This is a genomic window from Kitasatospora sp. NPDC029312, assembly GCF_055569215.1.
Window position 1 is genome coordinate 79,520 of the sequence record NZ_JBVHXY010000034.1, and the last position, 12,005, is coordinate 91,524.

Annotated in this window: 12 protein-coding genes; 4 read left to right on the forward strand and 8 right to left on the reverse strand. The window is 72.9% G+C overall.

All coding sequences use genetic code 11. The features are described 5' to 3' along the window. Positions 1-197: 197 nt before the first annotated feature. Positions 198-1,937, reverse strand: coding sequence for a TIGR03767 family metallophosphoesterase (locus ACZ4WV_RS25475; protein WP_465750499.1), 1,740 nt, complete (start codon positions 1,935-1,937; stop codon positions 198-200). 434 nt (positions 1,938-2,371) lie between these two features. On the opposite strand from ACZ4WV_RS25475, the gene ACZ4WV_RS25480 reads away from it, so the two are divergent. Together ACZ4WV_RS25480 and ACZ4WV_RS25485 are read left to right on the forward strand one after the other, a co-directional pair. Further along, complete coding sequence (locus ACZ4WV_RS25480; protein WP_465750501.1) at positions 2,372-3,520, forward strand: cobalt-precorrin-5B (C(1))-methyltransferase; 1,149 nt, start codon at positions 2,372-2,374, stop codon at positions 3,518-3,520. Between the two features lie 158 nt (positions 3,521-3,678). Further along, entirely contained in the window at positions 3,679-5,208 is a 1,530-nt protein-coding gene (locus tag ACZ4WV_RS25485) for a UDP-N-acetylglucosamine 1-carboxyvinyltransferase (protein ID WP_465750503.1), read from the forward strand. A gap of 13 nt (positions 5,209-5,221) precedes the next feature. Here ACZ4WV_RS25485 and ACZ4WV_RS25490 read toward each other — a convergent pair whose 3' ends face one another. The 6 genes from ACZ4WV_RS25490 to ACZ4WV_RS25515 form a co-directional block, all read right to left on the reverse strand. Continuing rightward, positions 5,222-5,389, reverse strand: coding sequence for a hypothetical protein (locus tag ACZ4WV_RS25490; RefSeq protein ID WP_465750505.1), 168 nt, complete (start codon positions 5,387-5,389; stop codon positions 5,222-5,224). Then, complete coding sequence (locus ACZ4WV_RS25495) at positions 5,386-5,928, reverse strand: DinB family protein (RefSeq protein ID WP_465750507.1); 543 nt, start codon at positions 5,926-5,928, stop codon at positions 5,386-5,388. The genes ACZ4WV_RS25490 and ACZ4WV_RS25495 overlap by 4 nt, the downstream gene beginning before the upstream one ends. A gap of 56 nt (positions 5,929-5,984) precedes the next feature. After that, positions 5,985-6,725 (reverse strand): cobalt-precorrin-6A reductase, encoded by a 741-nt coding sequence (locus ACZ4WV_RS25500; protein ID WP_465750509.1) that lies wholly within the window; start codon positions 6,723-6,725, stop codon positions 5,985-5,987. Then, the gene (gene cobM / locus ACZ4WV_RS25505) at positions 6,725-7,486 is read right to left on the reverse strand and encodes a precorrin-4 C(11)-methyltransferase (protein ID WP_465750511.1); all 762 of its coding nucleotides are present in this window, start codon (positions 7,484-7,486) and stop codon (positions 6,725-6,727) included. The genes ACZ4WV_RS25500 and cobM overlap by 1 nt, the downstream gene beginning before the upstream one ends. Beyond that, entirely contained in the window at positions 7,483-8,721 is a 1,239-nt protein-coding gene (gene cbiE / locus ACZ4WV_RS25510) for a precorrin-6y C5,15-methyltransferase (decarboxylating) subunit CbiE (RefSeq protein WP_465750513.1), read from the reverse strand. Before cbiE ends, cobM begins: the two co-directional genes overlap by 4 nt. Positions 8,722-8,822: 101 nt before the next feature. Next, positions 8,823-9,332, reverse strand: a complete 510-nt coding sequence (locus tag ACZ4WV_RS25515) for a gamma-glutamylcyclotransferase family protein (RefSeq protein WP_465750515.1) — start codon at positions 9,330-9,332, stop codon at positions 8,823-8,825. Between the two features lie 101 nt (positions 9,333-9,433). On the opposite strand from ACZ4WV_RS25515, the gene ACZ4WV_RS25520 reads away from it, so the two are divergent. Next, on the forward strand, positions 9,434-10,564 hold the full coding sequence (locus ACZ4WV_RS25520) for an EamA family transporter (RefSeq protein WP_465750517.1): 1,131 nt from the start codon (positions 9,434-9,436) through the stop codon (positions 10,562-10,564). Here ACZ4WV_RS25520 and ACZ4WV_RS25525 read toward each other — a convergent pair. Continuing rightward, positions 10,464-11,123 carry a dihydrofolate reductase family protein gene (locus ACZ4WV_RS25525; RefSeq protein WP_465750519.1) on the reverse strand — a complete coding sequence of 220 codons (660 nt, stop codon included), beginning with the start codon at positions 11,121-11,123 and terminating at the stop codon, positions 10,464-10,466. The genes ACZ4WV_RS25520 and ACZ4WV_RS25525 overlap by 101 nt on opposite strands. A 197-nt stretch (positions 11,124-11,320) precedes the next feature. Here ACZ4WV_RS25525 and ACZ4WV_RS25530 point away from each other — a divergent pair, with 197 nt between their 5' ends. Continuing rightward, a complete protein-coding gene (locus ACZ4WV_RS25530) occupies positions 11,321-11,896 on the forward strand; it encodes a TetR/AcrR family transcriptional regulator (RefSeq protein WP_465750521.1) in 576 nt (191 codons plus the stop codon). Positions 11,897-12,005 lie beyond the last annotated feature (109 nt).

The window sequence follows — 12,005 nt, forward strand, 5'->3', positions numbered from 1 at the left end:
GCGCGGGCCGCCGACGGCGGGCCGGGAGGCAGCCGGCGGCGGTAACAGATGACAGCGAACAGATTTCAGCGAACAGATAACAGCTGACAGATTTCGAAATCTGTCAGCTGTTATCTGTCATTCGTCTTCCGTCACCTGTTCCCACGGCGGCCCGTCAGCCCTCCGCCCTCCGCCCTCAGCCCGTCGCCGTCACCACGTCACCGAGTCGGCTTGGTGATCAGCAGCTCGGTGTTGTGGTCCTCCCCGGCGCCCAGCAGCGAGGAGACCCTCCCGTTCGGGTCGTTGTACGAGAGCTCGCGGTACAGCGCCGCCAGATTGGCGTCCGAGGTGCTGCCGAAGTCCGTCGCGTACGGCGCGGAGGACTCGATCAGCGTGGTGAACAGGGAGAGCGTGCCGTCCCCGTTGTCCGCGATCTCGATGATGCGCGCGTGCTGCGGGTAGTCGATGTGCGAGGCGGTGTTGACCTCCCAGAACGCCCGCTCCGGCACCGGGTGCGCGTGCGCCGTGATCTTGTTCATGTGGGTGTGTCCGTTCACCCACGCGACCACGTTCGGGTAGCGCTGGAGCAGCGCGACCAACTCGTTGCCGTCGTGCCGCTTCTCGAAGACGTTGCGCGGGTCCGGCAGTAGGTTGCCCATCGTGCCGCTGGTGTGGTGGCTGAAGACCAGGATCACGTCGTCCGTGTCGCCGCCCGTCACCCGGTTCCCGCTGGTGTCGTACCAGTGCCCGCTGTGCGCCTTCAACTGCTGCTCCAGCCAGCGCAGTTGCGTGGTGCCCAGGGAGCCGTCGGCGAACCCGGCCTGGTTGGTGGTGTCCAGACTGATGCCGACGACCTTCTCCGATATTCGGAAGGCGTAGTAGAGCTTGCCGCTGCTCACCATGTCCGAGGTGAAGCCGTGCCCGTACGGTCCCGCGCCGGTGACGGCCGGGTCGAGGTGGGCCTTGGCGAACTCCTTGAGCGTGAACGGGTGTCGGCGCTCGTCCGGGGTCACCCGGCGCACCGCCTCGCCGTCGGAGAGCAGCTTGGCGAGCAGCAGGACGGCGCCCGCCGGGTCCCGGCGCAGTGAGTCCATCAGCTGGGCCGCGGTCGCGTCGTCGCACCCCTCGAGCTTCAACCCGCCGGTGTACAGCTCGTTCAGCAGCCCGAAGTCGGGCAGCGAGCCCTCGATGCTGTCGTCGTGGTTGCCGACCGTGGTGTACCACGGCGTCCGCAGGCCCGGCGCGTCGAAGGGGCGGCCGGCGGCGGAGAGAAAGCCGGGTACCTGCGGGAAGCCCTTCGCCTTGTAGCCGTCGCTGTAGGCGAGTTCGGGGTTCCAGTAGGCCGGGTTGCCGGAGTTCTGCACGCCCTCGTAGCGGTTCGGGTCGCCGGTGTTCTGCGCCAGCCGCCCGCCGCCCATGACCGTGAGGTACCAGTCGAGTTCGGCCCGCTCGTGGTTGTCGGTGTTGTCGCCGGTGGTCATCACCATGCTGAACGGCATCCCGGTGTACGGGCCGCCGTCCAGCGAGTTGACGCGCTCGACGAGGGCCGACACGCCGCGGGCGTTCAGGGCCCCCTGCGGCCGGTAGGCGCTGTCGTTGAACATGCCCAGGTACTCGAAACGCACCGGGGACTCGGTGTCCACCAGGTGGAGGTCGCTGAACTGGACGAAGCTGGCCAGCCCGGTGCGGCGGTCGTCCCGCCCCGCGCCCGGCGACGCGAGGTCACCGCGCACCACCAGCGGCCAGCCCGGTCCGGCCGTCAGCCGCTTGTACGAGGCGGTGCCGACCGGCGTGGCCACCTGTTCCAAGGTGGTGCCGGTGACCTTGACGGCCCGCTGGGCTGTGGTCGCCAGCGCCTGGTCGCGCACCGCGGCCGAGGCGAACCGGGCGCCGCCCAGCGACAGGGCCGACCACGCGGCGGCCACGGACGTACCCGTCAGGAACGTGCGGCGTCTCATCCCTGCCACGAAAACCCCCACATGCTGATGGCCCGGCCGGGGCGATTCGCCCAGACGACCGGACCTGAATGTCATGAACCCGCTTCTGGCGGAGCGACAGATTACCGACGAGTAGGGGCGGGATGTCAGACCCGTGCGGAGAATTCTTCGGTAACGCGGGGCGGCGTCTTCGCTGCGGCCTGGGCGAGCGCCCCGACCGTGGCCCGGCCGCGGGCCCTCCGCCCACGGCCCGGCCGCCCCTTCTGACCACGGCCCGCCCGACAGCCGACCGCGCCCAGGCCGCCCCCGGTCGGGGCACAGCCGGACGGATGGGGGAAAATCGGCGGCGACGGCCGGTCCGGCCGCCGGGACGGGCGGGATGGCGCAGTGAGCGCGGTCCGAGCCCCGGGGTGCCCGGGTCCTCGGGTGCGAGCGAGTTCGGAAGTGAGGCGCAGGTGACCGCAGCGGAAGCCGGGGCGGGAGGCCGGGCCGGGCAGCTGAAGAGCAGCGGCCTGCGGCACGGCTGGACGACGGGCGCCTGCGCCACCGCCGCCACCAAGGCCGCCTACACCGCGCTGCTCACCGGCGCCTTTCCGGACCCGGTGACCATCACCCTTCCCAAGGGCCAGCGGCCCGCCTTCGCCCTCGCCGTCGAGGAGTTGGTCCGGCGGGGGAGTGAGCCGGTCAGCGCCATGGCCGCAGTGGTGAAGGACGCCGGCGACGACCCGGACGTCACCCACGGCGCGCTGATCCGCGCGACGGTACGGGCCGGCGAGCCCGGCGCCGGGGTGGTGTTCCGGGCCGGCCCCGGGGTCGGCACGGTCACCAAGGCGGGGCTGCCCCTGCCGGTCGGCGAGCCCGCGATCAACCCGGTGCCACGGCAGATGATCCGGGACGCCGTGGCCGAGGTGGCGGTGGCGCACGGCGGCAGCGGCGACGTGGTCGTCGAAGTCTCCGTCGACCACGGAGAGGAGATCGCCCGCTCGACCTGGAACCCGCGCCTGGGCATCCTCGGCGGCCTGTCCATCCTCGGCACCACCGGGATCGTCGTCCCCTACTCCTGCTCGGCCTGGATCGACTCGATCCGTCGGGGCGTGGACGTGGCCCGGGCGGCCGGGCGTACGCACGTGGCGGGCTGCACCGGTTCGACCTCGGAGAAGGTCGCGGTCGCGGTGCACGGCCTGCCGGAGGACGCGCTGCTCGACATGGGCGACTTCGCCGGCGCCGTCCTCAAGTACCTCAAGCGGCACCCGGTGCCCCGGCTGACCATCGCGGGCGGCTTCGCGAAGCTGTCCAAGCTCGGCTACGGCCACCTCGATCTGCACTCGGCGCGCTCCCAGGTGGACAAGGGCTACCTGGCCGAACTGGCCCGGCGCGGTGGGGCGGACGAGGCGCTGGTCGCGGCGGTCGCGGCGGCCAACACCGGGCTGGAGGCGGTGCAGTTGTGCCGGGCGGCCGGGGTGCCGCTGGGGGACCTGGTGGCCGAGGCGGCCCGGGCGACCGCGCTCGACGTGTTGCGGGGCTCGCCGGTGGCGGTGGACGTCATCTGCATCGACCGCGCGGGCACCGTCGTCGGCCGGGCGGAACCGCTCGGGCCCCGCTGAATGTCGAGTTGAGTGTCCGACGTGTGGAGCAATAGCTCAGCAATACCACGTGGTGATGTGAAGATCTGACGGATATACGGGGTGAGAAACGGACAAAAGTAGCGGCACACCCGCTCTTGATTCCATTGCGATATCAATCATGAGATATGGTCTGCCGAGTGACAGGCGACTATCTCACCCGAATCGGCACCCTCATCCGTACCGCGCGCCAGCACCGCGGCTGGTCCCAGGCGCAGCTCGGCGAGGCACTCGGCACCAGCCAGAGCGCGGTCAACCGCATCGAACAGGGCAAGCAGAACGTCAGCCTTGAGATGATCGCCCGCATCGGCGAAGCCCTCGACAGCGAGATCGTCTCCCTCGGCTACTCCGGCCCGATGCACCTGCGCGTCGCCGGCGGCACCCGGCTCTCCGGCGCGATCGACGTCCGCAGCAGCAAGAACGCCTGCGTGGCGATCCTCTGCGCCTCGCTGCTGACCACCGGCCGCACCACGATCCGCAGCGTCGCCCGGATCGAGGAGGTCTACCGCATCCTCGAGGTGCTCACCAGCATCGGCGTCAAGAGCCGCTGGATCAACGAGGGCCGCGACCTCGAACTCACCCCGCCGGCCGAGCTCGACCTCGCCGCGATGGACGTCGAGGCCGCCCGCCGCACTCGCAGCGTGCTGATGTTCCTCGGCCCGCTGATGCACCGCGCCGAGCGCTTCGCCATCCCGTACGCGGGAGGCTGCGACCTCGGCACCCGCACCGTCCAGCCGCACCTGACCGCGCTGCGCCGCTTCGGTCTGGAGGTCGCCACCACCGGTGGCGCCTACCACGCCTCGGTCGAGCCCGGCGCCCCGCTGGACCGCCCGATCGTGCTGACCGAGCGCGGGGACACCGTCACCGAGAACGCCCTGCTGGCCGCCGCGCGGCACGACGGGGTCAGCGTCATCCGCAACGCCTCGCCCAACTACATGGTCCAGGACCTCTGCTTCTTCCTGGAGGAGCTGGGCGTCAGGATCGAGGGCATCGGCACCACCACCCTGACCGTCCACGGCGTTCCGGAGATCACCTGCGACGTCGACTACACGCCGGCCGAGGACCCGGTGGAGGCGATGAGCCTGCTCGCCGCCGCGGTGGTCACCTCCTCCGAGCTGACGATCCGCCGGGTGCCGATCGAGTTCCTGGAGATCGAGCTCGCGGTGCTGGAGGGCATGGGCCTCGACTACGACCGGACCGCCGAGTACCGGGCCCACAACGGCCACACCCGGCTGGTCGACCTCACCGTGCGCCCCTCCAAGCTGACCGCGCCGATCGACACCATCCACCCGATGCCGTTCCCCGGCATCAACATCGACAACGTGCCGTTCTTCGCCGCCATCGCGGCGGCCGCGCACGGTACCACGATGATCCACGACTGGGTCTACGACAACCGCGCGATCTACCTCACCGAGCTGACCCGGCTCGGCGCGGACGTCAAGCTCCTCGACCCGCACCGCGTCCTGGTCCAGGGCCCCACCCGCTGGCGCGCCGCCGAGATGATGTGCCCGCCCGCACTGCGCCCGGCCGTGGTCATCCTGCTCGCCATGCTCGCCGCCCAGGGCACCTCCGTGCTGCGCAACGTCTACGTCATCAACCGCGGTTACGAGGACCTCGCCGAGCGCCTCAACTCGATCGGCGCCCAGATCGAGACCTTCCGCGACATCTGAGAAATTCCGCTGGCTAGCCTCCCCCGTTGAGGCCGGTCAGCAGCAGAGCGACGTCCAACCCGGTGTTCAGGTAGTCCACGAACACCGGGTTGTTCAGCGCCCGGGCCGAACGCCCCTCCCGTACCAGCCGGATCGCCTCGCCCGCCACCCCGGCGTCGCATCCGGCTGCGGGGTGCGTCACTCGCCGGTGGAGCCGTCGAGGTGCTCGCGCAGGAGGTCGGCGTGGCCGTTGTGGCGGGCGTACTCCTCGATCATGTGGGTGAGGATCCAGCGCAGCGAGAAGACCTCCTCGCCGTGATGGCCCAGGACGTCCAACGAGTCCGCGGCGGCGACGAGTTCCCTGGCGTGGTCGCCTTCGCGGCGCCACACCGCGAAGGCCTCCTCCGGGTCCGCGGTGTCGACGTCGAACTCGGCGAAGGTGCCGTCGGGGTGCTTCCAGAAACCGGGCCGGGCCTCGGCGTTGAGGACGTTGCGGAACCAGCTGCGCTCCACCTCGGCGAGGTGGCGGACCAGGCCGAGCAGGGAGAGCCCGGAGGGCTCCAGCACGCGGGCACGCAGTTGTTCGGTGGTGAGGCCGGCGCACTTCATCGCGAGAGTGTCCCGCTGGTGGTCCAGGAAGCTTGTCAGGGTGGTGCGTTCGTCAGCAGTGCGCTGGGTCTCGCTGCGCTGGCTCTCGCTGGTCCCGCTGCGCCGGGTCTCGCTGCGCTGGTCTTCGCTCATGGGGGCATCCTGCCGGGCGGGCCGGCGGGGCCGCCCGGCGATTCCACCGGCTGGACTCACCCCAGCCGCTCCAGCCAGCGCACCGCGCCCTCGACGTCCGGCACGACCGGCACGCCGTCCGGGGTGGGCGGGCGCTGCACGATGATGACGGGCAGCCGCAGTCCGCGGGCGGCGGTGAGTTTGGGCGCGGTCGCCGCGCCGCCGCTGTCCTTGGTGACCAGGACGTCGATGCCGCGTCCGCGTAGCAGCGCCTCCTCGCCGTCGAGGGTGAACGGGCCGCGGTCCAGCAGGACTTCGAACGACGGCGGAAGCGGCGGCTCGGGTGGGTCCACCGAGCGGGCGATGAAGTGCGCCCCGTCGAGGTGGGCGAAGGCGGCGATGCCCTGTCGGCCGATGGTGAGGAGGACCCGTTCCCCGCGCCGGGGCAGCAGTTCGGCCGCCGTGGCGAGCGAGGGGACGGGGAGCCAGCGGTCGCCGTCGACGGGGGTGAAGCCCGGGCGGCGCAGCACCAACAGCGGCACGCCGGTGGCGGCGGCCGCGAGCGCGGCGTTGTCCGAGATGCGGGCGGCGAAGGGGTGGGTGGCGTCGACGACGGCGTCCACCCCTTCGGCGCGCAGCCACGCGGCCAGCCCGTCCGGGCCGCCGAAGCCGCCGATCCGCACCTCGCCGGCGGGCAGCCGGGGTCGGGCGACCCGGCCGGCCAGCGAGCTGGTGACCCGCAGGCCGGGGCGGCCGTCGAGGGCGGCGGCGAGGGCGCGTCCCTCCGTCGTTCCGCCGAGGATGAGCAGGTGGCGCATCAGGCCCCGCAGGGCTCGTGCGGGCGCTCGCGGTCCGCGGAGTAGAGGTGGCTGTCGCGGAACTGCTCGGCGGCGAGGGTGCGGCCGACGATGATGACGGCGGTGCGGACCACGCCCGCCGCCTTGACCTGCCCGGCGATGTCGGCGAGCGTGCCGCGCAGCACCAGCTCGTCGGGGCGGCTGGCCATCGCGACCACGGCGCTCGGGCAGTCGGCGCCGTAGTGGGGGAGCAGTTGCTCGACCACGTCGTCCACGTATCCGGCGGCCAGGTGCAGCACCAGCAGGGCGCCGCTGCGGCCCAGGGTGGCGAGGTCCTCGCCCGCCGGCATGGGGGTGGCGCGCTTGGCGATCCGGGTGAGGATCACGGTCTGGCCGACCGTCGGGACGGTCAACTCCCGCTTGAGCGCGGCCGCGGCCGCGGCGAAGGCGGGCACACCGGGGACGACCTCGTACGGGACGGCCGCCGCGTCCAGCCGACGCATCTGCTCGGCGACGGCCGAGAAGACGGACGGGTCGCCGGAGTGCAGCCGGGCCACGTCCTGGCCCGCCCGGTGTGCGGCGACCAGTTCGGCGGTGATCTGGTCCAGGTTGAGCTGCGCGGTGTCGATCAGCCGGGCGCCGGGCGGGCACTCGTCCAGCAGCTCGCGGGGGACGAGGCTGCCGGCGTACAGGCAGACCTCGGCACGGGCCAGGATGCGCTGGCCGCGCAGGGTGATCAGGTCGGCCGCGCCCGGGCCGGCTCCGATGAAGTAGACGGTCACGAGACGTCCTCCTGGGAGGTGTTGGGCTTGACGGCGGACCACTGGGTGACCGGCATGGCCTGCCGCCACCCGGTGAAGCCGCCCACCGGGACGGCGTGGGCGACGGCCAGTTTGACGAGCTCCCCGCCGTGGCGCCGGTACCACTCGGTGAGCAGCGCCTCGGACTCCAGCGTCACGGTGTTGGCGACCAGCCGGCCGCCCGGCCGTAGCGCGGACCAGCAACTGTCCAGCAGACCGGGCGCGGTGAGGCCGCCGCCGATGAACACCGCGTTGGGAGTGGGGAGTTCGGTGAGCGCGGCGGGGGCGGGGCCGGTCACCACGCGCAGCCGGGGCACGCCGAGCGCGGCGGCGTTGCGGGCGATGCGCTCGGCCCGGACGGCGTCGCGTTCGATGCTGATGGCCTGGCAGTCGCGGTGGGCGCGCAGCCACTCGACGGCGATCGAACCGGAGCCGCCGCCGACGTCCCAGAGCAGTTCGCCGGGGGAGGGCGCGAGCGTGGCGAGGGTGGTGGCACGCACGTGCCGCTTGGTGAGCTGGCCGTCGCTCTCGTACGCGGCGTCGGGCAGACCGGGGACGAGGGAGTTGCGGGGGCCGTCGCCGAGTTCGACGGCGATGACGTTCAGCGGGTCGCCGGCGGGGTGCGGCCAGCCGTCGGCGGGGCCGTCGAGCCGGCGCTCGGCGGGGGAGCCGAGCTGTTCGAGGACGTGCAGGCGGGCGGTGCCGTATCCGCGGTCGGTGAGCAGTGCGGCGACGGCGGCCGGGGTGGCGGCGTCGGCGCTGAGCACCAGCAGGCGGCGGCCCGGGTGGAGCGCGAGTGCGAGGGTGTCCAGCGGGCGCCCGACCAGGCTGACCACCTCGGTGGCCTCCAGCGGCCAGCCGAGCCGGGCGCACGCGTAGGACACGGATGAGGGGTGCGGCAGCACCCGCAGTCGCTCGGGCCCGATGGTTTCGGCGAGGGTGCGGCCGATGCCGTAGAACATCGGGTCGCCGCTGGCCAGGACGGCGACCCGGCGGTCGGCGTGCGCGGCGAGCAGCCCGGGGACGGCCGGGCGCAGCGGGGACGGCCAGGGGACGCGTTCGGCGGTGACCGCGTCGTGGGGGAGCAGCTCCAGCTGCCGGGGTCCGCCGATGACCACCTGGGCGGCCTGCAGCGCGGCGCGGGAGGCGGTGGCGAGGCCGGGCCAGCCGTCGGCCCCGATCCCGACGACGGCGATCGGATGGGACAGCTCGGGCACCGGGTGGCTCCTCGTCGTTCGGCGGGCCGATGGGCAGTGGATCTCACCAGCCGGGGCAGCCTACCTGGCGGTTTACGGCGGCTTCGCGGCTCCCCCGTCCCTCACCGGTCGGCCCAGTCCCCCGAGGTGATCAGCGCCGGCCGCTCCCGCAGCCGTGCCTCGGCGGCCGGTCCGGCGAGGTACACCCAGGCGTCCCGCGGCTCGCCCGCCGCCGTCCGCACCGTCATCCGCCGCCGCACGTACAGCCCCGCCCCGTCCGCCCGGCAATCCTCCAGCCGGTCCAGCGCCGCGAGCGCCCCGGCGTACGCGCCCGCCTGTATGGTGATCAGCTCGCCGGTGATCCGCCGCCCGGGCGTCGGGTCGGGCACCGCGTAGGGGAAGCCGGGGCCCGCGTGGAGTGCCGCGCCGGCCAGCACCGCCGGACGGATCTCGGCGCAGCGCCCGGCCAGGTGCAGGGTGTGGTTGAGGCCGCCGCTGCGCAGCGTGCCGTACACGAAGAACGGCAGGGCCTGCTCGAGAGACGGGGCCTCCTCGGACGCGGACGCGGGTACGGGCACGGGCGCGGGCACGGACACGGACACGGCTTCGACCTCCTCGGTGCGGGAGGCCACGGTACGTCCTGCCGCCCGAACGGTGATACCCACTGGCGCGGGGGGTGTCCGATGCGCTGTCATGGCGAGTGTTCGGCCAGTAGCGTCCAAGGGGGACACACATGACAACGCCCGCCTCCTCCCAACCGGCGACCAGCCCCGGCGGCACTCCGGCACCCGCCGCCTGCACCGCCACCTCCGTCCCCACGGCGACTGGAGCTCCTGTCGACCTCGGCAAGCCTGCCGATCTCGCCGAGCTTGCCGATCTCGCCGAGCCGGCCGCCCGCCTGGGCGGCGCGGTCTGGCTCGCGCTCGGCGTGGTCTACGTCGTCTGGGGTTCCACCTACCTGGCGATCCGGATCGCAGTGGAGACGATGCCCTCCTTCCTCTCCGCCGCGGCCCGCTTCCTCACCGCGGGGCTGCTGCTCGTCGGCTACCTGCTGGTCCGCCGGGGCCCGGCCGGCCTGCGGGTGAGCGGGCGCCAACTGGCCTCCGCCTCCCTGGTCGGCGTGCTGCTGCTGACCGGTGGCAACGGCCTGGTGGTGCTGGGCGAGACCTCCGTTCCCTCCGGGCTGGCCGCCCTGCTGGTGGCCGCCGTCCCGCTGTGGATGGTGGTGCTGACGGTCTTCGGCGGGGAGCGCCCCGGGCGGGCCGAGATCGGTGGGGTGCTGCTGGGCCTGGTCGGCCTCGGGGTGCTGTCCGCTCCCGCGATCGGCGGGTCCGTCGAGCCGCTCGGCGTGATCCTGATCATCTGCGCCACGCTGACCTGGGCGGCCGGCTCGTTCGCGAGCAAACGGGTCCCCATGCCGGGCGACGTGCTCGCCGCGAGCGCGTACCAGATGCTGGCCGGTGGCTTCTGCAATCTGCTGATCGGACTGGCGCGCGGTGAGCAGCGCGGCCTCGACCTCGCGGCCGTCTCCGGCCGTTCCTGGCTGGCCCTGGCCTACCTGGTGCTGTTCGGCTCGCTGCTCGCCTTCACCGCGTACGCCTGGCTGCTGCGGTCCGCCCCGCTGACCCTGGTCGCCACCTACGCGTACGTGAACCCGGTGGTCGCGGTGCTGCTGGGGTGGCTGATCCTGGCCGAGCCGCTGACCGGCCCGACCGTGGCCGGCGGGTCGATCGTGGTGGCCGGAGTCTGCCTGGTGGTGAGCGTCAGTCGGCGGCCGGGGCGTTCGGGGCGTCCGGGTCGGCCGGGGCGTCCGAGGAGTCCGGAGCGTTCGGCGCAGGCGAAGGCGCCGTCCGCGCGTAGGTGAGGATGACGTTCCCGCGGTCGAACACGCGGCTGTCGGTGAGCGTGAAGGCGCGCGGCTCGAAGCCCGCCCGGAACAGCGGGACGCCGGACCCGACCACCACCGGGTACTGCTTGATGATCAGTTCGTCGATCTCGGGCAGCAGCTGACCGGCCAGGTCGGCGCCCCCGCAGAGCCAGATGCCGAGCCCATCCTCCTGCTTGAGCCGGCGGACGACGCTCAGCGGGTCCTCGGCGGTGACCTCCACCGCCGGGTCCGGGCTCGTCGTCAGCGTGCGGGAGAAGACGATCTGCCGCAGGTGGGCGTACGGGCTGGTGAGCCCGACGGCCAGCCCGGCGTCGTAGCTGCCGCGGCCCTGGAGCACGGTGTCGAAGCGCTTGTTGGGCGCCTCGGCGATACCGAGGGCCGTACGACCGGGGGTGGCGACGGTCTCCGGGTACTCGGAGAACAGCGTCGGGGCGAAGTCCTCGGTGACGAACGGGGCGAAGAACGCGTAGCCGCCGTCCGGGGCGGCGATGAAGCCGTCGATGGTGGCGCCGACGAAGTAGCTGAGCTTGCGCATACGGGTCCTTGGGTCGAGGAGGGGGATGGTCGGTGACGCGGGCCGATTCGGCCCGTCCGTTAACCACTGCAGTTATAGTACTTTAGCTGTAGTGGTTTCCAAAGGGGTGCGAGTGCGTGCGTCCAGCGCGCGCCTCACGCAGCCCGGCGCCCGAGTCCCCTGGAAGCGCGGGAAAGCGCAGGAGAGAGAATCGGCCCATGGTCCAGAACCCCGCCCGCCGCACCGCCCTCGCCGACGCCGCCATCGAGGTCCTCGCCCGGGAGGGCGCTCGTGGCCTCACCTTCCGCGCGGTCGACGTGCAGGCCGGCGTCCCCAACGGCACGGCCTCCAACTACTTCGCCAACCGGGACCACCTGCTGCACCAGACCGCCCGGCACATCCACCAGCGGCTCACCCCCGACCCGGTGATCCTCACCGAGCTGCTGCGCGCCCCCCGCGACCGGGCGCTGGTCACCGCCCTGATGCACGACCTCATCCGCCGCATCGCCGGCGACCGGGCCGGCTACCTCGCCATGCTCGAACTGCGCCTGGAGGCCACCCGCCGCCCCGAGCTACGGGCCCAGCTCACCAGTACGATCCGGGACGAACTGGAGGCCAACGTCGCGTACCACCTGGGCGAGGGCCTGCCCGGCGACCGCCAGACCGTCCTCGTCCTCTACCTCGCCATGACCGGTCTGATCGTCGAACACCTCACACTCCCCGAGGTGTTGGGCACCGACGGTCTCGCCGCGCTGATCGACACCATCGTCGAGCGGATCGTCCCGACCGCGTGAAGCGCCGTGGGGGGGGGGGGGGGGGGGGGGGGGGGGGGGAGGGGGGGGGGGGGGGAGGGGGGGGGGGGGGGGGGGGGGGGGGTTGGGGGGGGGGGGGGGGGGGGGATGT